We start from the raw sequence: 21,263 nt of genomic DNA, 5'->3' as shown, positions 1-21,263 counted from the left end.
CCGAGTCGCTTCAAGGCTCTTGGCTTATAGCTTTGTTTGCGGTTGGTATCAACCAAACACACTATTGGAGTAAAGATATTGTCCAGACTCGCTGAATTCCGTGCAGCCGAAAAGGCCCTTCAAGAACAGCTCAAGCAGTTGGAATCCCTGAAGAACGATGCCGGGCTCAAGAAAGAAATCGAATTCGAAGAGAAGCTCCAGGGCTTGATGAAAACCTATGGCAAGAGCCTGCGCGACATCATCGCCATTCTCGATCCAAATCCGGCAAAATCCGGCCTGCTGCAGGCGGCCGCACCTAAAACCCGCCGCGCCCGTGTGGTCAAGGTTTATCAGAACCCGCACACCGGCGAGCTGATTGAAACCAAAGGCGGCAATCACCGCGGCCTGAAAGCCTGGAAAGAACAGTACGGTGCAGCCACCGTTGATTCCTGGTTGCGTGGCTAATTCTCGCGGCGACAAAAAAAGCCCTGCTGATGCAGGGCTTTTTCATGGGCCATCTAAACCGAAGGCAGACACCGGAAAATTACCTTACCGCCACCAACTTTGTGCTTAATCCATTTGGATATCTAAAATTTTCTTCATGCATCAAAAAAGCACTGTCGCTTACTAAAGTTTCAAGCTGTTTCGGGCAGCGTCTATTTCACCCTGGCTCGCTTTATAAGCATCGGCCTGCCCTGCGTAGGAAAGAACATAGGCCTTATCGGCATCCACCGCGGCCACCAATGTTTGCGAAAGCACATGCCTGCCGTTTTGCGTGACGGTACAGGTTGTTTCCAGCGCGACCAATCGACTCAACGTAGTCGAATGAATTCGCGTGCAGACACTTTGATATCCACCTTGAAAGAAGTCTTTTTGTACTGACTTGCGCATCTCCAGCAATACGCCTTCGAGGTTTACCTGATGATCGCTTTGCACCGGGCTCATGGTCAGTTCCATGACCAGGAGCGGCGATCCATTGCGGTCATTTTTCACCGCCCGCTGGCGGCTGACCCCCGACGCAGAGTCAGGCAGGGTTTCGATCTGCCAGCCTTCCGGCCAGGTCACCACTGGCGCATCGGCGCGAGCAAAGCCAGCCAGCGAAAGCACGCCTAGCAGGATGCACAGCACTTTACGGAGTCGAATCATTGCAATGAGCACTCACGGATCAAGCCGTAAAGTCTGAACCCAGGCCGGCTGTCAGGCAATAGCCGACTGTTTGGGTTTGGTGATGTCCGAACCCTTGCGTATCATTGTCGCCATTCGTTAGCCCACATATTTCCCGGAGGGCCCATGAGCCTGCACGAATTGAACACCTTCCCCGGCGTCACTGCCCAACCGGATACCGCGACGCAGAAGTTCGTCTTCAACCACACCATGCTGCGGGTCAAGGACATCACCAAGTCCCTGGACTTCTACACGCGCATCCTGGGTTTTACGCTGGTGGAAAAACGCGATTTCCCCGAAGCCGAGTTCAGCCTGTATTTCCTGGCGCTGGTCGACAAAAACCAGGTCCCGGCCGAAGCCGCCGCGCGCACCGAGTGGATGAAGTCGATCCCCGGCATCCTGGAACTGACCCACAACCACGGCACCGAGAACGACGCGGATTTCGCCTACCACAATGGCAACACCGATCCGCGCGGTTTTGGTCACATCTGCATCTCGGTGCCCGACATCGTCGCCGCCTGCGAGCGCTTTGAAGCACTGGGCTGCGATTTCCAGAAACGCCTGAGCGATGGCCGCATGAAGAGCCTGGCGTTCATCAAAGACCCGGATGCTTATTGGGTTGAAATCATTCAACCTGCGCCGCTCTAAAATCCGCTGCAAGCCCACTGCAGGAGCGAGCCTGCTCGCGATGGTCGTCAACGGCAACGCGGGTTGGCAGGTGCCCCGCGGTGTTCTCAGGTTTATCGCGAGCAGGCTCGCTCCCACAGAGGCAAACCTGCTTTGCGGACACAAAAACCCCATGATCAATCATGGGGTTTTGTGTTTTCAGCGCCGGGATTTATGCCGGGGCGGAAGTACGGATCAAGTGATCGAAGGCACTGAGAGAAGCCTTGGCGCCCTCGCCCACCGCGATCACGATCTGCTTGTACGGCACGGTGGTCACGTCGCCAGCGGCGAACACCCCCGGCAGCGATGTCTCTCCCCGCGCATCGACGATGATCTCGCCACGCGGCGACAACTCGATGGTGCCTTTGAGCCAGTCGGTGTTCGGCAGCAAACCGATCTGCACGAAGATGCCTTCGAGGTTGATCGTGTTGAACTCACCTGAATCGCGATCCTTGTAGACCAGACCGTTGACCTTCTGCCCATCACCCTTCACTTCACTGGTCAGTGCGCTGGTGATGACATCGACGTTGGGCAGGCTGAACAACTTGCGTTGCAGCACCGCATCGGCGCGCAGCTTGCTGTCGAACTCCAGCAGCGTGACGTGGCTGACAATGCCTGCCAGATCAATCGCCGCTTCAACGCCGGAGTTACCGCCGCCAATGACCGCCACGCGCTTGCCCTTGAACAGCGGGCCGTCGCAGTGCGGGCAGAAACACACGCCCTTGGCTTTGTATTCCTGCTCGCCCGGCACGCCCATTTCACGCCAGCGCGCACCAGTGGCGAGGATCAGCGCCTTGGTCTTCAGGGTGGCACCGCTTTCGAAGCGAACCTCGTGCAACTCGCCAGGGTTCTTCGCCGGAATCAGCGCGGTGGCACGCTGCATATTCATGATATCGACGTCGTATTGCTTGACGTGTTCCTCGAGGGCGCTGGCCAGTTTCGGCCCTTCGGTTTCCTGCACCGAGATAAAGTTCTCGATGGCCATGGTATCCAGCACCTGGCCACCAAAACGCTCGGCCGCGACACCAGTGCGAATCCCTTTACGGGCTGCGTATATCGCCGCCGAAGCACCGGCCGGGCCACCACCGACCACCAGCACGTCAAAGGCATCCTTGGCACTGATTTTCTCGGCCTGGCGCTCAATGCCACTGGTGTCGATTTTCGCGAGGATTTCTTCCAGGCCCATGCGGCCCTGGCCGAAGTTCACGCCATTGAGGTAGATGCTGGGCACCGCCATGATCTGGCGCTCATCGACTTCGGCCTGGAACAGCGCGCCGTCGATGGCGACGTGGCGAATGTTCGGGTTCAACACCGCCATCAGGTTCAGCGCCTGGACCACGTCCGGGCAGTTCTGGCACGACAGCGAGAAGTAGGTCTCGAAGCTGAACTCACCTTTGAGCGAGCGAATCTGTTCGATCACTTCAACGCTGGCTTTCGACGGGTGACCGCCTACTTGCAGCAAGGCCAGCACCAAGGACGTGAATTCGTGGCCCATCGGGATGCCCGCGAAACGCAGGCTGATATCGGCCCCGGGGCGATTGATCGAAAACGATGGCTTGCGTGCATCGTCACCGTTGTCGAGCAAAGTAATCTGGGTGGAAAGACTGGCAACGTCTTTCAACAGTTCAAGCATTTCCTGGGATTTCGCACCGTCGTCGAGGGAAGCAACGATCTCGATCGGCTGAGTGACCCGTTCCAGGTACGATTTCAACTGGGCTTTAAGATTGGTGTCCAACATACGGGCGATTTCCTTTTTGCTGTTTCTTATAAAGCAGGCATAAAAAAACGCCCGAGCGAATCTCGCCCGGGCGTTTTTATTGGGCGGTGCAGCTTACTGAGTAGGTGCGGAGTTCCGCCCTGATGTAGCGATCACAGACTTAGATCTTGCCGACCAGGTCCAGGGACGGAGCCAGAGTGGCTTCGCCTTCTTTCCACTTGGCTGGGCAAACCTGGCCCGGGTGAGCGGCAACGTACTGGGCAGCCTTGATCTTGCGCAGCAGCTCGGAAGCGTCACGGCCTACACCGCCGTCGTTCAGTTCAACGATCTTGATCTGGCCTTCAGGATTGATCACGAAGGTGCCACGGTCAGCCAGACCAGCTTCTTCGATCAGCACGTCGAAGTTGCGGGAGATGGCGTGGGTCGGGTCGCCGATCATGGTGTACTGGATCTTGCCGATGGCTGGCGAAGTGTTGTGCCAGGCAGCGTGGGCAAAGTGGGTGTCGGTGGAAACGCTGTAGATCTCGACGCCCAGCTTCTGGAACGCGTCGTAGTTGTCAGCCAGGTCTTCCAGTTCGGTTGGGCAGACGAAGGTGAAGTCGGCCGGGTAGAAGAACACCACCGACCACTTGCCTTTCAGGTCAGCGTCCGAGACTTTTACGAAGTCGCCATTTTTGAATGCGTCAGCTTTGAACGGTTTAACTTGGCTGTTGATGATAGGCATCGTTGACTCTCCGTCAGGGGTTAAGAAGTTGATGGAGAGAACTTTACCCACTCGACGAACGGAAGGCTCATTGGCAAACCTGATGCTGCTGATTGGCTTTCGCTATTAGTCAGCTGTATTAATAGAAGAAAACGGTATCTAGGGTGACACGGACTTTTCTGTGATGCGCGCCATGCCGAGGAACGGGCTGGCTTCGATGTAGCGCATGGCCGACTTCATGTCCTTCCAGCCCACATAACTCATCAGGGACTTCAAGTCCCAGCCACTTTGGTGAGCCCAGGTCGCAAAGCCACGGCGCAAGGAGTGGCTGGTGTAGAGCTCGCCGGCGATCCCCGCACGCGTCAACGCCTGGCGCAATAGCGGAATCACACTGTTGGCGTGCAATCCCTCCTCACCCAAATGCCCCCAGCGATCGATACCACGGAAGACCGGCCCACGCACCAGTGCTGCCTCGGTGATCCAGTCGATATAAGCCTGCACCGGACACAAGCGCTGCAAGGCCGGCGTCTGATAGGTCTTGCCGAGGTTGTCGCGATCACTCTTGCTGCGCGGCAGGTAGAGACTGATGCCGGAACCGGCGCTGGCCTGAACGTGCTCCACCTGAAGCCTGCACAACTCATCACTACGAAAGCCGCGCCAGAAGCCCAGCAGGATCAATGCCATGTCGCGCCTGGCCCGCAGCAAACCCGGTCGGTCGCCTTCGGCCCTGGCGGTTTGCACTTCTTGCTCCAGACAACTGACCACCTGCTCCAGATGCTGAAGCTGCAGCGGTTCGGCTTGTTTTTCCTGGAACGGATGCAGCGCGCGGATGCCCTTGAACACCTTGCGCACCACCGGTGCCTTGGTGGGATCGGCAAAGCCCTGGCTGTTGTGCCACTGCGCCAATGCCGAAAGCCGCAACTTGAGCGTATTGATCGACAACACCCCGGCATACGCCACCAGATAACGCGCCACGCTGTCACTGGTGGCCGGCAGAAATCCGCCCCATGTCACCTCAAAGTGTTCGATGGCCGCGCGATAGCTGCGACGAGTGTTGTCGCGCGTTGCAGCCTGCAGGTAACGATCCAGCTCGGTCATGGGGTCAACTCTTGAATTCATACCGCTTTGCCGGGTCAAAAACCGGTACTTGGCTCATCACACGGGGTAATACCAGTATATCCCGTGTCAATATCATTCAGCATTTAACTTTAAAGATTGAATGGTACAATATGTATTTACGTGGTACATACCACATCATCAAAACCCGGGAGATCTCATGGCACGCGGCGGTGTAAATAAAGCGGTGGTGCAAGCCGCTCGGTTGGCGATCCTCGCTCGCGGCGAAAACCCCAGCATCGATGCCGTACGGATCGAGATGGGCAATACCGGTTCGAAAACCACGATCCATCGCTATCTAAAAGAGCTCGATGACAGGAACGAACCGGCTGAAGCGCCGGCAGAGCCGATAGACGACGAACTGATGGCACTGGTGGCGCGGCTCGCACAAAGACTCAAGGAGCAGGCGCAAGAACCTATCGACCAGGCGCGCGCGCAGTACGAAGAACAACGCAAGACGCTGGAGAACCAGCTCGGCGAAGCGCAGGAGGCCAACAGCGAACTGCACCAGCAATACGAATTTCAGAGCCTGGCACTGACTCAGGAGTCCGAAGCGCTGCAGGAAACTCGCGCCAGTTTGCAATCGGAGCAAACCCGCAACGCCGGACTGAACCAGGCGCTGGCCGATTTCGAACTACGCCTGAAAGACAAGGACGAGCAGATCCGCTCCCTTGAAGAAAAACACCTGCACACTCGCGACGCGCTGGAGCACTACCGTAATGCGGTCAAGGAACAACGCGAACAGGAAATGAGTCGCCATGAAGGCCAGGTGCAACAGATACAGATGGAGCTGCGCCAGGCGCAACAAAGCGCGCTGGTGCGTCAGGATGAAATCACCCAGTTGCACCGCGACAATGAACGTTTGCTGACCGAAAACCGTGGTACGTTGCGCGAGTTGAGCCTGCTGCAAGAACAGCTCAAGCAAAGCAATACGCGCCAGGATCAGCTACTGGAACAGGCCACCCGCGTCGACAGCGAGCGCACCCTCCTCCAGGAACGCCTGCGCGTCGCCCTGCTGGAAAGCCAGGCACTCAAACAGAACGTCGATGAGCAGTCGCAGCTCAATAAGGCACTGGAAATTGATTTGGCCAAGACCCGCACGGACCTGGAAGAACGCGTACGTCTGGCCGCGACCCTTGCGGCAGCGGCAGACGCAGCGAAGGAGAATTAACCGGCGACCGGCGTACGCATGGTGACGAATTCTTCGGCGGCCGTCGGGTGCACCCCGATGGTTTCGTCGAAGTCGCGCTTGGTGGCGCCGGCCTTCAAGGCAATCGCCAGACCTTGGACGATCTCACCGGCATCCGGACCGACCATGTGGCAACCCAACACTTTGTCGGTCTTGGCGTCCACCACCAGCTTCATCAGCGTGCGCTCCTGGCATTCAGTCAGGGTCAGCTTCATCGGCCGGAAGCGGCTTTCGAAGATCTGCACGTCGTGGCCGGCTTCGCGAGCCTCTTCCTCGGTCAAACCAACGGTGCCGATGTTCGGCAGGCTGAACACCGCCGTCGGGATCATCTTGTAATCCACCGGACGATACTGCTCTGGCTTGAACAGGCGTCGCGCCACCGCCATGCCTTCTGCCAGGGCAACCGGTGTCAGCTGAACACGACCGATCACATCGCCCAGCGCCAGGATCGACGGCTCGGCGGTTTGATACAGCTCATCGACTTCGACGAAGCCCTTCTTGTCGAGCTTGACCCCAGTGTTCTCCAGCCCGAGATTGTCCAGCATCGGACGACGACCCGTAGCGTAGAACACGCAATCGGCTTCCAATTGGTGACCATCCTTGAGCGTGACCTTCAGGCTGCCATCGGCCTGCTTGTCGATGCGCTCGATGTCCGCATTGAATTGCAGATTCATGCCGCGCTTGGTCAATTCTTCCTGCAAATGCTTGCGCACAGAGCCGTCAAAGCCGCGCAGGAACAGTTCACCGCGGTACAGCAGCGTGGTCTGTGCGCCCAGACCGTGGAAAATCCCGGCGAACTCGACCGCAATGTAGCCACCGCCCACCACCAACACCCGCTTGGGCAGCTCTTTAAGGAAGAACGCCTGGTTGGAACTGATGGCATGCTCGTGTCCCGGGATTTCCGGAATCTGCGGCCAGCCACCGGTGGCGATCAGGATGTTTTTGGCGGTATAGCGCTCGCCATTGATCTCGACCTGATGCGGATCGACGATCTTCGCGTGCCCTTCATGCAAGGTCACACCGCTGTTGACCAACAGGTTGCGATAAATGCCATTAAGGCGATTGATCTCGCGGTCTTTGTTGGCGATCAACGTCGCCCAGTCGAACTGCGCTTCATCCAAGCTCCAGCCAAAACCGGAGGCCTGCTCGAAGTCTTCGGCGAAGTGCGCACCGTAGACCAGTAATTTTTTCGGCACGCAGCCGACGTTCACACAGGTGCCGCCCAGGTAGCGGCTCTCAGCCACCGCCACTTTCGCGCCAAACCCGGCAGCAAACCGCGCAGCCCGCACACCGCCGGAACCGGCGCCAATCACATAAAGGTCAAAATCGTAGGCCATTTTCAATCTCCTCGGCAGGCCAACAGCATACCTGCGGACGGCCGCTGAGCAAGCATTGTGCTGAAATGCTCGGGCCGTGCGATGTGCTGCCCAATGTCCGTTTTCGATCAATGCCCCTCCGCGGATTGTGTTTTCGGTGTCCGCAGAGTGCGCCAGGCAATCAAAATCGCCATGAGTGCCAAGCTGAACGTCAGCCACGAAACCAAACCGATTCCACCTTCGAATGCCTTTCCCGCCTGCGCCATCAATTCCCTTGCCTGGTCACCCGACAAGTCTGCCGCCACATGATAGGCGCCAGACAGCGTCTCGCTCGCCAACATCATCTGCACTTCGCTCAGGAACTCCGGAAGCTGCAATGCGCCTCGATAGTAGGCGGTGACGACACCGCCGAGCACTGTCGTCCCCAAAACTACGCCCACTTCATAGGCCGTTTCGCTAATGGCCGACGCGGCGCCCGCCTTTGCCGGTGGTGCGGCTGACAAAATCACATCATTGGACACCGTCGCGATCGCGCCCACGCCAATGTTCAGCAAGGCAAAAGCCACCACCAGGACGGTCAGGCTACTGCCCATGCTGGCGACCAGCAAAAACGCCGCTCCAGCAAACGCCATCAAAATCGGTATCAGCACATGCACCTGTAATCGTTGTGCGACAGGCACGACCGCCATCCCCACTACAATCGCCGTGACCTGACCAGGAATCAACGCGAGGCTAGCACTCAAGGGCGACATCTGAAGAACGATCTGCAGGAACTGAGTGGTAAAGAATACGAAGCCGACGAGAAACGCGAGACTCATCAAATTGATCGCGACAGATCCGCTAAAGGTGCCACTGCGGAACAGACTCAGGTCCATCAGCGGCACTGGCAGACGTAACTGTCGACGCACAAACATCCAGCCCGCAACTGCGCCTGCTGCGAATGCTGTCACTGCCATCCAGTCGATACCAATACTGGCACTGTGTTTAATGCCATAAACGATGGCACCAAGGGCAAGCATCGATTGCAAGATGCTAATTGGATCAAGCGGCCCTGAAGCATCTCGCTCGGATTCGGGCAACAACATTGGCCCCAATATCAGCAGCGGCACCAACACGGGCACCGCCAACAGGAAAATCGACCCCCAACTGAAGAATTCTAGTAACACCCCTCCCACCAAAGGACCGAGTGCCGAGCCAACCGTCAACGTCGTTGCCCAGATCGCGACTGCCAGTCTGCGTTCTTCTCGGTCATCGAACACCGAACGTATCAACGCCAGCGTTGAGGGCATTAGCATTGCACCGAAAACACCCATACACGCTCGCCCGGCAATCAGCTGCGCAGCGGTATCGGAGTACGCCGTCAGCACCGAAATAATGGCAAATCCCAAAGACCCGACCAGCAACAACTTACGATGTCCGATTCGATCTCCCAGACTACCCATCGACACCAGCAACCCCGCCAATACCAGCGAGTAGGCATCGATCATCCACAACTGCTGGCTAGCGCTTGGACGCAGCGCTTCGGCGATCTTGGGCAACGCGAATCCAAGTACCGTATTGTCAACTGTTACCAGCAAGACAGGCAGCATCAGCACGCCTAGGCCTAACCAACGTTTTGATCTGCGTTGCGTCTCACATCCTGTTAACGCCATCTACGAAATTCCTTTTACTCATAAAAAATCAAGGCAGCTTCCTTGCCCCGAGAGTCGATCTCTACACACATTTCGGGCTTATATTTTTGGGGATTTCACTAGTTTGGAGGTCACTTCATTTTCGACTCGGACGCGGTCTTTTGTAGGAGCTGGCTTGCCAGCGATGGTCGTTAACGATAATGCGTATGAACTGGATAAACGCGACGCACTTGAGTCCATCGCCAGCAAGCCGGCTCCTACAGGTATTGCGTTATCTGTGTTTCCCGGGATTGTGTGAAGAACCAAATATTTGGCCAGTAAAGCAACGCACCTACTGACCATCACATTTAATACAAACGTTACCAGGAAGCCGAAAACTCATTTTTCCACTGCAACCAGACAATCAGGATTTTCTCTCGAAAACTCTGGCGATGGATGTCAGACAATACTTACTTTCGCTAATTTGAGCGGGTTCAGCCCGCACAAAAGCAAACGCCCCGAACAAGTCGGGGCGTTTGCTTAGACCTTCATCAGCGTGTTTTCACACAGTCTGGAAAGGTGGCTTTTCTACAACAGGTCGCCAGCTATCAGTAAGCCTTGCCCGTCTTGTAGAAGTTCTCGAAGCAGAAGTTGGTCGCGTCGATGTAGCCTTCAGCGCCACCGCAGTCGAAACGCTTGCCTTTGAATTTGTAGGCAATCACGCAACCATCCTGCGCCTGTTTCATCAGGGCGTCAGTGATCTGGATCTCGCCACCTTTGCCTGGCTCGGTTTGTTCGATCAGGCTGAAGATGTCCGGCGTCATGATGTAACGACCGATGATCGCCAGGTTCGATGGGGCATCTTCCGGCTTTGGCTTCTCGACCATGTTGCGCACGCGGTACAGGTCGTCACCAATCAGGTCGCCGGCAATCACACCGTATTTGCTGGTTTCTTGCGGGTCTACTTCCATGATCGCGACGATGGTGCAGCGATACTGCTTGTACAGCTTGACCATCTGCTTGAGTACGCCGTCACCTTCCAGGTTGACGCACAGGTCATCCGCCAACACCACGGCGAACGGTTCGTCGCCGATCAGCGGACGACCGGTCAGGATCGCATGGCCCAAACCTTTCATTTCAGTCTGGCGAGTGTAAGAGAACGAGCACTCGTCCAGCAGGCGGCGGATGCCGACCAGGTATTTCTCCTTGTCGGTGCCCTTGATCTGGTTTTCCAGCTCGTAGCTGATGTCGAAGTGGTCTTCCAGGGCGCGCTTGCCACGACCGGTAACGATGGAGATTTCGTTCAAGCCGGCATCCAGTGCTTCTTCGACGCCGTACTGGATCAGTGGCTTGTTCACCACCGGCAGCATTTCTTTGGGCATGGCTTTAGTCGCTGGCAGGAAGCGAGTACCGTAACCGGCTGCTGGGAACAAGCATTTCTTGATCATAAAAGTCCTTGAAAGGGCTGTGTGTACGAGTTTCGGCGCAGTCTAATCAGGCGGCGTGCACCTTACAATGCCCCGCGCTGGCTAACTGATGCCAACATAGAGAATTATTCTTGCCGATAGTTCCCTGCGCGGTTGCACAGGTCACTGCGCAACCTCTTATACATAGCAGAAACTTGCGTAATTGCACGGTTTTTACTGACCAGCGACGACCTACCCTACGCCCATCCGCACCCGTTACGTACGTTTGCCGGTATCATGGCGCGATTGAACCAGACAATGAGGCAAATAGATGTCGGAAGCAAAAAGCGTCAATGGATTCCTGATCAATAAGGTGAAAGACGGTCAATGGTGGGTGGCCAGTGTCGCCGGTGAAAATATCGCCGGACCTTTCCCTTCCGAAGCCCTGGCAATCGAGGTGGCTTCGGTGCTGGAGTTGGAGCACCCGGAACCCAAGCGACGCGGCAAGGACAAGAACTGATCGACGTCCAACGCGAAAAGCCCTGTCATTGCGCAGGGCTTTTTTATGAATAAATGCAAAGACGTGGCCTATAGCTATAACCTTTTGCCTGCGACGTTGTCTGAGCCTTAGCCCACTACCCTGACGACGACCACGCCATGAAAAAATTTTTGCCCCTGATCGCAATACTGGCCCTGACTGGCTGCGCAACGTCGAAAGAAACCTACCTGGCCAACGGAGAGCAAGGCCTGTCGATTGATTGCTCCGGGGAAGCCAACTCCTGGGCTGCGTGCTACGAAAAGGCTGATGCGTCCTGTGCAGGCACCGGCTACAAGATTGTCGGTACCGATGGCACACCCGCGCTCAAGCAGAGCGACCAGACACTCGGCGCCGACGTCGGCAACTACAAGAGCCGCAACGTCGTGGTGATCTGCAAGTAAGGTGCCGCGCCCTACATATGGATTTCGGCGAATTTGATTCCAAGCCCGCGCACGGTGTCGATGAGGTCATCGAGGCGACTGAAGGACTCGACTTCATCATTGTCATCCACCAGGAAATAGCTGCGCCCGGCGCTCTTCTTGAAGAACACGATCCATTCCCCCCGCTCCGCCGGATTCTGAATCACATGGGTGGCAGAGATTAACCCCTCTGCATGGCGTTCCCGGACCTGCTCACGCTTCATATTCGACTCCAGAAATAACGATGCCGCCAAAGCCAGGCTTTGGCGGCATCGGTGCTGATTGTCGATAGTTTATCAGCCGGAAATGCACTCGGTGGCAGCCTTCTGTACATCCTTTGGACGCACCGGAACATTGGACATGCTCTCGTGCAGCTTGATGCTGCTGCCGCCCGAACGCTCTTCAATGTCGAATACGGCAGACGGCCCCGAGGAATACTTGAGCGGCACGATCACACGCAAGCCCTCTTTATGCGGCTCGATTTGCAAGGCGCCACGACTGTCAGCCAGTTTTTCGCTGAGGCATTGCGCATACTCATGGGGTTTCTTGCCAGAAATCACGCTCATGGTCGGCAGCGACTCATTGATATCGGAGACGTTCGCACAACCACTCACCAACACCGTCAGGCAAAGAACCCACAAACCCCACTTCATACAAAACCTCCGATAAAGAGGCTCGGACAACGCAGATGCGTTTTTTCTCCGAGGCAAACTGCTTTATCGCTCACCAAACGTGAAATTAGCGTTTTTAATTGTCAAAGTGGCCGGATAATAAGGCCTTCGGGCTGATAAACTGCGCCAATCGCCCATGCTATCGTTTTGATTTTGTAGAAAAAGCCCTTCTGGAGGCGCCTCATGAAATTTATCCATCAGCGCGAGCACCTCAATGAGGACGACATTGTCGTCATTCAATGCTCCCAAATGTGCAACATCCGTTTAATGAACGACGCCAACTTCCGCAGCTTCAAGAATGGCGGTCGTCACACCTATCACGGCGGAGCCTTCGACACCTTTCCGGCCCGCATCACCGCGCCAAGCACCGGTTTCTGGAACATCACGATCGACACCGTGAATCGCCGCGCTATCAGCGTGACCCGCAAACCCACCCTGACGCACTCGATCAAAATCATTCGCCGTTCCAGCACAAAACTGAGCTGATCAGCGAAACACAAGACAGGCAGATACAACCGTGGCCCAAACGACCAAGTACGTCATCAAATACAAACTCAACGGTGAGCGCCGCTTCGAGTTTGCCCAGCTTGAAAACGGTACCGCAGAAGAAGCCAAAGCGGCGCTGGATGCCATTCATGGAAAAGACGACGTCATCAGCGAAATCAGCGTCAGCAAAGCGTTGTAACGCGATCCGGAGCGACAATGGACGTCGGCTCCCACTCGCAATTCGACCGCAAGCAGCGGAGTGCCTGCGTCATCCTTGCCTTCCAGACTGGCCATCTCAACAACAAGAGGCCTGGCAATGAGCGAACACTATCTGGACAGGCTGGACTGGCCGCGGCTGGAACAGCAACTTGATCAGGACGGTTACGCCGTCATCCCGTCACTGCTGAGCCACAAGGCATGTGAACAAATCAGCGCCTTGTACCCCCGAAACGAGCCCTTTCGCTCGCACGTGGTGATGGCTCGCCACGGGTTCGGCCGGGGCGAATACAAGTATTTCAACTACCCCTTGCCGGAACTTGTGGCTCGCTTGCGTAGTGCGCTCTACCCACGACTGGTGCCCATCGCCAATCGCTGGCATGAACAGATGGGATTGCCAGACCGTTTTCCTGAATCTCATCCAGCCTTCCTCGAACGCTGCCATGCCGCCGGTCAGAACCGTCCGACGCCGTTGTTGCTGCAATACGGTTCCCAGGACTACAACTGCCTGCATCAGGATCTGTACGGTGAGCACGTTTTCCCGCTGCAAGTGGCGATTCTTCTGTCAGAACCCGAAGAAGACTTCACCGGCGGCGAGTTTGTCATGACCGAACAGCGCCCGCGCATGCAGTCACGCCCGATGGTCATCGGCCTGAACAAAGGTGACGGGCTGATCTTTGCCGTCAACCAGCGACCGGTCAAAGGGACTCGCGGCTACTACCGCGTGACCCTGCGTCACGGTGTGAGTCGCCTGCACAGCGGCAAACGGCATACCCTTGGAATCATCTTTCACGATGCGTCATGACCCCATGAATCCACTGACTTTCGATCTGTTTGCCGATGCAGAACCTTTGCAACAGCCCAGGCGCGAACAGATCGGCGAACAGTCCTACGTACTCAGAGGCTTCGCCCTGCCCTGGCTGGAGCGTTTGCTGCCCGCCCTGGAGACGGTGCTGGTGGCTGCGCCGTTTCGGCAGATGATCACGCCCGGCGGCTTTACCATGTCGGTCGCCCTGAGCAGTTGTGGCACATTCGGCTGGACCACCGACCGCAGCGGTTATCGGTACACCCGCCACGATCCGCAGACCGGTCATACCTGGCCCGTAATGCCCGAGGTGTTTTTCCAATTGGCGCAAGCGGCGGCGCAGGCAGTGGGCTTCAGCGACTTTGTGCCTGATTCCTGCCTGATCAACCGCTACATTCCCGGGGCAAAAATGTCATTGCATCAGGACAAAGACGAGCATTCCTACGCAGCGCCCATCGTCTCGGTATCACTGGGCTTGCCGGCGATGTTCCTGTTCGGCGGTTTTGCGCGCAGCGACAAAAGCCAGCGCATTCCCCTGCTGCATGGCGACATCGTGGTCTGGGGTGGCGTGGATCGCCTGCGTTATCACGGCGTGTTGCCGATCAAGGACGGGCATCACCCGAGACTGGGTGAGCAGCGCATCAACTTCACCTTCCGTACCGCTGGGTAATGGCTGCGAATTTGACCGCAAGCGCCGGAGTGTGTGGCAATTGCCCCATGGTTATTGTGCAGGCACCCCCTCAATGGACGTGACGCCATGACAACCCAATCGACCAAGATCACCACTGAAAACGATCCGCGCTGGGCCGCCGTGGTCGCGCGCGACCCCAAGGCTGACGGGCAGTTTGTCTATGCCGTGAAGACCACAGGCATCTACTGTAATCCCAGCAGTCTCGCGCGCCTGCCCAAACCGCAGAATGTCGAATTCTTCGATAGCGCCGAACAGGCCCGGGCCGCGGGTTATCGTCCGAGCAAGCGCGCGGCGAAGGATCAGAGCGAACTCGCCGCACAACATACCGCCACCGTGGCCGCTGCCTGCCGTCATATCGAAAGCACCGAAACGCTGCCCACCCTCGGCGAATTGGCCGAGGCGGCGGGACTGAGCAGCTTTCACTTCCATCGCGTGTTCAAAGCCGTCACCGGCCTGACGCCCAAGGGCTACGCCGATGCCCATCGCTCACGCAAGGTGCGCGAGCGACTGGCAGACGGAGGCTCGGTAACCGACGCCCTGTATGACGCCGGCTTCAACTCCAACAGCCGATTTTATGAAGCGGCAGACCAACTGCTCGGAATGAAGCCCGGGGATTACCGCGCCGCCGGTCAAAACAATGACATTCGATTTGCCATTGGCCAGTGCTCGCTGGGCGCGATTCTGGTGGCACAGAGTGAGCGCGGAGTTTGCGCGATCCTGCTGGGCGATGATCCGCACCAACTGGTCTGTGATCTGCAAGACAAGTTCCGGCGCGCCAACTTGATGGGTGCCGATCATGAATTCGAGCAATTGATTGCCAGGGTCGTCGGCTTTATCGAGGCGCCGGCCATTGGCCTGGACCTGCCATTGGACGTGCGCGGCACCGCATTTCAGGAAAGGGTCTGGCAAGCGCTGCGGGAGATTCCGGTCGGCAGCACAGCGAGCTACGCCGACGTCGCCCTGCGCATCGGTTCGCCCAAAGCCGTTCGCGCCGTGGCTCAAGCCTGCGGCGCGAACAGCCTGGCCGTGGCGATCCCGTGCCATCGCGTGGTGCGCAGCGATGGCAATCTTTCGGGCTATCGCTGGGGTGTCGAGCGCAAACGCCAGTTGCTGGAGCGCGAGTCGTCGTAATCAGCGATTCACATCCACCACCACGCGCCCGCGCAACTGCCCGGCAAGCAAACGCGGCGCGGCATCGATGGCTTCGCTCAAACCGATTTCATGACTGATCAGCGGCAACAGATTGAAGTCCAGGTCCCGGGCCAGTCGATCCCAGGCTTGTACCCGTTTGGCTTTGGGTTGGGTCACGCTGTTGATGCCGGCCAGGGTCACGCCACGCAAAATGAACGGCGCAACGGATGCCGGAAAGTCCATGCCTTGGGCCAGGCCGCAGGCCGCGACGGTGCCGTTGGCCTTGGTGCTGGCGCAAGCATTGGCCAGGGTATGGCTGCCGACCGAGTCGATGACGCCCGCCCAACGCTCCTTGGCCAACGGCTTGCCTGGCTCGGACAAGGTAGCGCGATCGATGATTTCGCCAGCGCCGAGTTGCTTGAGGTAGTCGTGTTCCGAGGTACGCCCGGTGGACGCGACCACCCGGTAGCCGAGCTTGCTGAGCAACGCGATGGCGAAACTGCCGACGCCACCGTTGGCGCCGGTGACCAGGATTTCGCCCTGCTCAGGCGTCACGCCATTGTGCTCAAGGGCCAGGATGCACAGCATGGCCGTGTAGCCCGCCGTACCGATAGCCATCGACTGGGCCGCGGTAAAAGCCTTGGGCAGCGGAATCAGCCAGTCGCCATTGAGGCGAGCCTTCTGCGCCAATCCTCCCCAATGCCCTTCACCCACGCCCCAGCCATTGAGCAGGACGGCGTCACCGACCTGGTAGTCCGGATGCCCGCTGGCCTCGACGACCCCGGCCAGGTCGATGCCTGGCACCATCGGGAATTTTCGCACCACCGGGCTGCTGCCGGTGATCGCCAGGCCATCCTTGAAGTTCAGCGTGCTGTAGCCAACACGCACCGTGACATCGCCCTCGGGTAACTGATCGTCCTGGATCTCTTGCAGTATGGCCCGGTAACCGCTGTCGTCTTTGTCGATCAAAATACCTTTGAACATTACGGCCTCTCAATGGAATCAGTCTGGTTGTGGTGCAAATGAAATAACACATGGCAACCGATTGCCGTACCCGACTTTAAGCCAATCCGGCAACCCGCCGGGCGTTTTCATTAGCGGCGACTATGCTTTTTCGCAACCTTGAAATGCCGCAAGGACCTGTCTTGTCGATGGAGCTGACAATGCCTCAACTGCGTTTATTCACCGTTTTACTGATGCTCTGTCTGGTTGCGCTCAGCGGCGCCCAGGCGGCACCAGAGCAACCCGTCCAGCCTCCTGCGAATCAGCTGGCCGCGTCCCCCAACTGGCCACAGGTGCTGGCTGCCGGCGACACCAAACTGACCATTTACCAACCACAACTGGACAGTTGGGATGGTTACACCCTGAGCGCGCGGGCTGCCGCGGAGGCCACGGGCACCGATGGCAAATCCACCTACGGCATTGTGCAGTTCAGCGCCCACACACTGGTCGACAAGGCCACCCGCTGATTCGGCCAACACTGCCCAGGTGATGAATCACTCCTTCGATGGTGGCGGTGGAGGCTTCCATCGACGCTGAAGAAAACCGGCAAGCTGAAATGACGACTGGCCTTGCGCCAGTCGTTGCGTTACAAATCCTGCTCTACCGTCCCTGCCCTGTTTCAACGTCGGAGAACACAGCACATGAACCAATGGCCAGATACCCGCATTCTTGACCTGCTCGGGATCGAACTGCCGATCATTCAGGGACCGATGGCCGGTGCCACAAACTCGTCCATGGTGATTGCAGCGTGCAATGCCGGCGGCCTGGGTTCGATGCCGGCGGCGATGCTCAGCACCGATCAACTGCGCGAAGAACTGAAAACCATCCGCCAACACACCCAGCGCCCGATCAACGTCAATTTCTTCTGCCATCAACCTCCAGCTCCTGACGAGCAGCGCGCGCGAGACTGGAAAAACCTGCTGCAACCGTACTACAAGGAGCTGGGCGCCGATTTCGATGCGCCAACCCCCGTGTCCAACCGGGCGCCGTTCGACAATGCTGCCTGTGAAGTGGTCGAGGAATTTCGCCCCGAAGTGGTGAGTTTTCACTTCGGCCTGCCGGAAAAATCCTTGCTCGAGCGGGTCAAAGCCACCGGTGCGAAAGTGCTGTCCTCAGCCACCACCGTCGAAGAAGCCGTGTGGCTTGAGCAGCATGGCTGTGATGCAATCATTGCCATGGGTTTTGAGGCCGGAGGCCATCGCGGAATGTTTCTCAGCGATGACCTGAGTAGCCAGGTGGGGACTTTCGCCTTGGTGCCGCAAGTCGTCGATGCAGTGAAAGTGCCGGTGATCGCCGCTGGCGGGATCGCTGACGCACGAGGCGTCGCCGCTGCCTTCATACTGGGCGCTTCGGCGGTGCAGGTGGGTACGGCGTACCTGTTCACGCCAGAGGCCAAGGTCAGCCCGTCCCATCACAAAGCGTTGCGCACTGCCAAGGAAAGCGAGACGGCCGTCACCAACGTGTTCACCGGTCGCCCGGCCCGGGGCATCCTCAATCGGGTGATGCGTGAGTTGGGGCCGATGAGCGCCAAGGCTCCGGCCTTCCCCCTTGCCGGTGGCGCGCTGATGCCGTTGCGGGCCAAGGATGAAGCCGATTTCAGCAACCTTTGGGCCGGCCAGGCATTTACCCTCGGAGTCGATTTGACCAGCGCGGCACTGACTCGACAACTGGCCGAGGAAGGATTAGCGAGACTGCTGCGTCGCTCCTGAGCATCACTCGCACCGAAATTGTATACAACTTTATGACAGCACATTCCGTTTAAAGGCAATTCGCTATATATTTCTGTACATAACGATTCACCCCCTGCTGCAATTGCCTTTAACGGAGCCGTTTCATGACCATTCGTGCCTCACGTTTTGCCCCTACCTGCCTGGCGAGCCTTCTTGCCGTCTTCGCCTTCGGCTCAGCCCAGGCGGACGAAGTCCAGGTGGCTGTCGCCGCCAACTTCACCGCGCCGATCCAGGCCATCACCGCTGATTTCGAAAAAGACACCGGGCACAAACTAGTGACCTCCTTTGGTGCCACCGGCCAGTTCTACACCCAGATCAAAAACGGCGCACCGTTCGAAGTGTTCCTCTCGGCCGACGACAGCACGCCGAAAAAACTTGAAGCCGAAGGCGACACCGTCAAGGGTTCGCGCTTCACCTACGCCGTCGGCACCCTGGCGCTGTGGTCGGCCAAAGAAGGCTACGTAGATGCCAAGGGCGATGTGCTGAAAAAGAACGAGTACCAGCACCTGTCCATCGCCAATCCGAAGGCTGCACCTTACGGCCTGGCGGCTACCCAGGTGTTGGCCAAGGAAGGTCTGACCGACAAGGTCAAGGACAAGATCGTGGAAGGCCAGAACATCAGCCAGGCCTACCAGTTCGTCTCCACCGGCAATGCCGAGCTGGGTTTTGTCGCCCTGTCGCAGATCTACAAGGACGGCAAGATCACCAGCGGTTCGGCCTGGATCGTTCCGGCCAGCCTGCACGATCCGATCAAACAGGACGCGGTGATTCTCAACAAGGGCAAGGACAACCCGGCCGCCAAGGCATTGGTTGACTACCTCAAAGGGCCGAAAGCGGCCGCTGTCATCAAGTCCTACGGCTACGAAATCTAAATGTCGCTATCGAGTGCCGATTTTTCCGCCATTTGGCTGACCCTGAAGCTGGCGTCCCTGACGACCGTCATCCTGCTGATTGTCGGCACTCCGATTGCGTTGTGGCTCTCGCGCACCCGCTCCTGGTTGCGCGGCCCGGTCGGGGCGATTGTCGCCCTGCCCCTGGTGCTGCCGCCGACGGTGATTGGCTTTTATCTATTGCTCGCCCTCGGCCCCCACGGGTACATCGGCCAGCTCACTCAATCACTCGGCCTTGGCACCCTCACTTTCAGTTTTGCGGGGCTGGTGATCGGTTCAGTGTTGTATTCGATGCCGTTTGTGGTCCAGCCGCTGCAAAACGCATTTTCCGCGATCGGTACACGCCCGCTCGAAGTGGCCGCGACGCTGCGGGCCAATCCCTGGGACACCTTTTTCAGCGTGATGCTGCCCCTCGCTCGCCCAGGTTTCATTACCGCGGCCATTCTTGGTTTCGCCCACACCGTCGGCGAGTTCGGCGTGGTGCTGATGATTGGCGGCAACATTCCCGAGAAGACCCGCGTGGTCTCGGTGCAGATCTACGATCACGTCGAAGCCATGGAATACGCCCAGGCCCATTGGCTGGCCGGGGCGATGCTGGTGTTCTCGTTTGCCGTCTTGCTGGCGCTGTATTCCAGCCGAAAAACCAAAGCGGGCTGGAGCTGACCGATGATTCAAATGCGCCTGAAACTGGACTATCCGGGCTTTGCCCTGGACGTCGACCTGCAACTGCCGGGCCGTGGCGTCACTGCGCTTTACGGTCACTCCGGCTCGGGCAAGACCACTTGCCTGCGCTGCATCGCCGGTCTGGAACGGGCCGATCGCGGCTTTATCCAGGTCAACGATGAAGTCTGGCAAGACAGCGAAAACAAGGTCTTCGTCGCACCGCACAAACGCACGCTGGGCTACGTGTTCCAGGAAGCCAGCCTGTTTCCCCATCTGTCGGTGCTGGCCAACCTGGAGTTCGGCCTCAAGCGTATTGCAAAGACGCAGCGTCGGGTCGACATGGCCCACGCCACCGAACTGCTGGGCATCAGCCATTTGCTCGACCGGCACCCACAACACCTATCGGGCGGTGAGCGACAGCGCGTAGGCATTGCCCGCGCCTTGCTCACCAGCCCGAAACTGCTGTTGATGGACGAGCCACTGGCCGCGCTGGATGCCCAACGCAAAAATGAAATCCTGCCCTACTTGCAGCGCCTGCACGACGAACTCGACATCCCGGTGCTGTACGTCAGCCACTCCCAGGATGAAGTCGCGCGGCTGGCCGACCATATCGTGTTGCTCAGCAACGGCAAGGCACTGGCCAGTGGCCCGATCGGCCAGACCCTGGCACGCCTCGATTTGCCTCTGGCGATGGGGGATGACGCCGGCGTGGTGATCGAAGGTCGCGTCAGCGCCTATGACGCCGACTACCAATTACTCAGCCTGCAATTGCCCGCCACCACCCTCAACATTCGTGTACCCCATACGCCAATGGATGCGGGCCAAGCATTGCGCTGCAAAGTCCAGGCGCGGGACGTGAGCCTGAGCCTGGACAGTGCCGGGCAAAGCAGCATTCTCAATCGCCTGCCAGTCACCGTGGTCAGTGAAATGAGCGCGGACAATGCCGCTCACGTACTGATTCGCCTGGACGCCGCAGGCACACCGCTGTTGGCGCGGATTACGCGTTATTCCCGCGACCAACTCAACGTCCATCCTGGCCAGCAACTCTGGGCGCAAATCAAAGCAGTCGCAGTGCTCGCGTAAATCCGCCGGCACGACTGCAGCGCAGCGCGGTCAATGGCTGTAACGCCCCGTGATTCCTCGCCCAGGATGCTT

General features: G+C 58.0%; 25 protein-coding genes. 15 read left to right on the top strand and 10 right to left on the bottom strand.

All coding sequences use genetic code 11. The annotated features are described in order from the left end of the window. The first annotated feature begins 78 nt into the window (after positions 1-78). A complete protein-coding gene (locus B0D71_RS01815; RefSeq protein ID WP_008051761.1) occupies positions 79-444 on the top strand; it encodes a histone-like nucleoid-structuring protein, MvaT/MvaU family in 366 nt (121 codons plus the stop codon). A gap of 162 nt (positions 445-606) precedes the next feature. On the opposite strand, the gene B0D71_RS01810 is transcribed toward B0D71_RS01815, so the two are convergent. Then, positions 607-1,125 (bottom strand): DUF4946 domain-containing protein, encoded by a 519-nt coding sequence (locus B0D71_RS01810; protein ID WP_103393199.1) that lies wholly within the window; start codon positions 1,123-1,125, stop codon positions 607-609. A 144-nt stretch (positions 1,126-1,269) separates the two neighbouring features. Here B0D71_RS01810 and gloA point away from each other — a divergent pair, with 144 nt between their 5' ends. After that, positions 1,270-1,791 (top strand): lactoylglutathione lyase, encoded by a 522-nt coding sequence (gloA, locus tag B0D71_RS01805; protein WP_103393198.1) that lies wholly within the window; start codon positions 1,270-1,272, stop codon positions 1,789-1,791. A gap of 190 nt (positions 1,792-1,981) precedes the next feature. Here gloA and ahpF read toward each other — a convergent pair whose 3' ends face one another. The 3 genes from ahpF to B0D71_RS01790 form a co-directional block, all read right to left on the bottom strand. Then, on the bottom strand, positions 1,982-3,547 hold the full coding sequence (ahpF, locus tag B0D71_RS01800) for an alkyl hydroperoxide reductase subunit F (RefSeq protein ID WP_103393197.1): 1,566 nt from the start codon (positions 3,545-3,547) through the stop codon (positions 1,982-1,984). Positions 3,548-3,686: 139 nt separating this feature from the next. Further along, entirely contained in the window at positions 3,687-4,250 is a 564-nt protein-coding gene (gene ahpC, locus B0D71_RS01795) for an alkyl hydroperoxide reductase subunit C (protein WP_007975937.1), read from the bottom strand. A 138-nt stretch (positions 4,251-4,388) separates the two neighbouring features. Next, the gene (locus B0D71_RS01790; protein WP_103393196.1) at positions 4,389-5,327 is read right to left on the bottom strand and encodes a site-specific integrase; all 939 of its coding nucleotides are present in this window, start codon (positions 5,325-5,327) and stop codon (positions 4,389-4,391) included. A 178-nt stretch (positions 5,328-5,505) separates the two neighbouring features. Between B0D71_RS01790 and B0D71_RS01785 the strand changes: the two genes are divergently transcribed. After that, on the top strand, positions 5,506-6,516 hold the full coding sequence (locus tag B0D71_RS01785; protein ID WP_103393195.1) for a DNA-binding protein: 1,011 nt from the start codon (positions 5,506-5,508) through the stop codon (positions 6,514-6,516). Here the strand turns inward: B0D71_RS01785 and gorA are convergent. From gorA to galU, 3 genes are all read right to left on the bottom strand, one after another. Then, on the bottom strand, positions 6,513-7,871 hold the full coding sequence (gene gorA, locus B0D71_RS01780; protein WP_103393194.1) for a glutathione-disulfide reductase: 1,359 nt from the start codon (positions 7,869-7,871) through the stop codon (positions 6,513-6,515). The genes B0D71_RS01785 and gorA overlap by 4 nt on opposite strands. 107 nt (positions 7,872-7,978) lie before the next feature. Beyond that, positions 7,979-9,502: an MFS transporter gene (locus B0D71_RS01775; protein ID WP_103393193.1), complete on the bottom strand. Its 1,524-nt coding sequence runs from the start codon at positions 9,500-9,502 to the stop codon at positions 7,979-7,981. Positions 9,503-10,068: 566 nt separating this feature from the next. Further along, positions 10,069-10,908 carry a UTP--glucose-1-phosphate uridylyltransferase GalU gene (gene galU, locus B0D71_RS01770; protein WP_007975949.1) on the bottom strand — a complete coding sequence of 280 codons (840 nt, stop codon included), beginning with the start codon at positions 10,906-10,908 and terminating at the stop codon, positions 10,069-10,071. A gap of 289 nt (positions 10,909-11,197) precedes the next feature. Here galU and B0D71_RS01765 point away from each other — a divergent pair, with 289 nt between their 5' ends. Further along, positions 11,198-11,386, top strand: a complete 189-nt coding sequence (locus B0D71_RS01765) for a hypothetical protein (protein ID WP_103393192.1) — start codon at positions 11,198-11,200, stop codon at positions 11,384-11,386. 137 nt (positions 11,387-11,523) lie between these two features. Then, positions 11,524-11,805 carry a putative periplasmic lipoprotein gene (locus B0D71_RS01760; protein WP_103393191.1) on the top strand — a complete coding sequence of 94 codons (282 nt, stop codon included), beginning with the start codon at positions 11,524-11,526 and terminating at the stop codon, positions 11,803-11,805. 11 nt (positions 11,806-11,816) lie between these two features. On the opposite strand, the gene B0D71_RS01755 is transcribed toward B0D71_RS01760, so the two are convergent. Both B0D71_RS01755 and B0D71_RS01750 read right to left on the bottom strand, forming a co-directional pair. Beyond that, on the bottom strand, positions 11,817-12,047 hold the full coding sequence (locus B0D71_RS01755; RefSeq protein ID WP_085725803.1) for a hypothetical protein: 231 nt from the start codon (positions 12,045-12,047) through the stop codon (positions 11,817-11,819). A gap of 72 nt (positions 12,048-12,119) precedes the next feature. Continuing rightward, positions 12,120-12,476: a hypothetical protein gene (locus B0D71_RS01750; RefSeq protein ID WP_103393190.1), complete on the bottom strand. Its 357-nt coding sequence runs from the start codon at positions 12,474-12,476 to the stop codon at positions 12,120-12,122. Positions 12,477-12,677: 201 nt separating this feature from the next. Here B0D71_RS01750 and B0D71_RS01745 point away from each other — a divergent pair, with 201 nt between their 5' ends. The 5 genes from B0D71_RS01745 (at position 12,678) to ada (ending at position 15,823) form a co-directional block, all read left to right on the top strand. Next, positions 12,678-12,980, top strand: coding sequence for a DUF1883 domain-containing protein (locus B0D71_RS01745; protein WP_007912251.1), 303 nt, complete (start codon positions 12,678-12,680; stop codon positions 12,978-12,980). Between the two features lie 31 nt (positions 12,981-13,011). Next, positions 13,012-13,179, top strand: a complete 168-nt coding sequence (locus tag B0D71_RS31365) for a hypothetical protein (protein WP_165798673.1) — start codon at positions 13,012-13,014, stop codon at positions 13,177-13,179. Between the two features lie 117 nt (positions 13,180-13,296). Continuing rightward, entirely contained in the window at positions 13,297-14,001 is a 705-nt protein-coding gene (locus B0D71_RS01740) for a 2OG-Fe(II) oxygenase (RefSeq protein ID WP_103393189.1), read from the top strand. Then, positions 13,991-14,671, top strand: a complete 681-nt coding sequence (gene alkB / locus B0D71_RS01735; protein ID WP_103393188.1) for a DNA oxidative demethylase AlkB — start codon at positions 13,991-13,993, stop codon at positions 14,669-14,671. The genes B0D71_RS01740 and alkB overlap by 11 nt, the downstream gene beginning before the upstream one ends. A gap of 87 nt (positions 14,672-14,758) precedes the next feature. After that, positions 14,759-15,823: a bifunctional DNA-binding transcriptional regulator/O6-methylguanine-DNA methyltransferase Ada gene (ada, locus tag B0D71_RS01730; RefSeq protein WP_103393187.1), complete on the top strand. Its 1,065-nt coding sequence runs from the start codon at positions 14,759-14,761 to the stop codon at positions 15,821-15,823. Here the strand turns inward: ada and acuI are convergent, their stop codons facing one another. Beyond that, positions 15,824-16,807 (bottom strand): acrylyl-CoA reductase (NADPH), encoded by a 984-nt coding sequence (gene acuI / locus B0D71_RS01725; RefSeq protein WP_103393186.1) that lies wholly within the window; start codon positions 16,805-16,807, stop codon positions 15,824-15,826. A 179-nt stretch (positions 16,808-16,986) separates the two neighbouring features. Here acuI and B0D71_RS31645 point away from each other — a divergent pair, with 179 nt between their 5' ends. From B0D71_RS31645 to modC, 5 genes are all read left to right on the top strand, one after another. Continuing rightward, positions 16,987-17,292 (top strand): hypothetical protein, encoded by a 306-nt coding sequence (locus B0D71_RS31645; protein ID WP_240635655.1) that lies wholly within the window; start codon positions 16,987-16,989, stop codon positions 17,290-17,292. Between the two features lie 174 nt (positions 17,293-17,466). Further along, on the top strand, positions 17,467-18,534 hold the full coding sequence (locus B0D71_RS01715; protein ID WP_103393185.1) for an NAD(P)H-dependent flavin oxidoreductase: 1,068 nt from the start codon (positions 17,467-17,469) through the stop codon (positions 18,532-18,534). A 125-nt stretch (positions 18,535-18,659) separates the two neighbouring features. Next, on the top strand, positions 18,660-19,427 hold the full coding sequence (gene modA, locus B0D71_RS01710) for a molybdate ABC transporter substrate-binding protein (protein ID WP_103393184.1): 768 nt from the start codon (positions 18,660-18,662) through the stop codon (positions 19,425-19,427). After that, a complete protein-coding gene (gene modB / locus B0D71_RS01705) occupies positions 19,428-20,108 on the top strand; it encodes a molybdate ABC transporter permease subunit (protein ID WP_103393183.1) in 681 nt (226 codons plus the stop codon). Positions 20,109-20,111: 3 nt separating this feature from the next. Further along, positions 20,112-21,191, top strand: a complete 1,080-nt coding sequence (gene modC / locus B0D71_RS01700) for a molybdenum ABC transporter ATP-binding protein (RefSeq protein ID WP_103393182.1) — start codon at positions 20,112-20,114, stop codon at positions 21,189-21,191. Positions 21,192-21,263: the final 72 nt, after the last annotated feature.

The organism is Pseudomonas laurylsulfativorans, assembly GCF_002906155.1.
In the GTDB taxonomy this organism is placed as follows: Bacteria; Pseudomonadota; Gammaproteobacteria; order Pseudomonadales; family Pseudomonadaceae; genus Aquipseudomonas; species Aquipseudomonas laurylsulfativorans.
The sequence above is the reverse complement of the archived record's forward strand: the minus strand, read 5'-3'. Positions and strand labels throughout refer to the sequence as shown.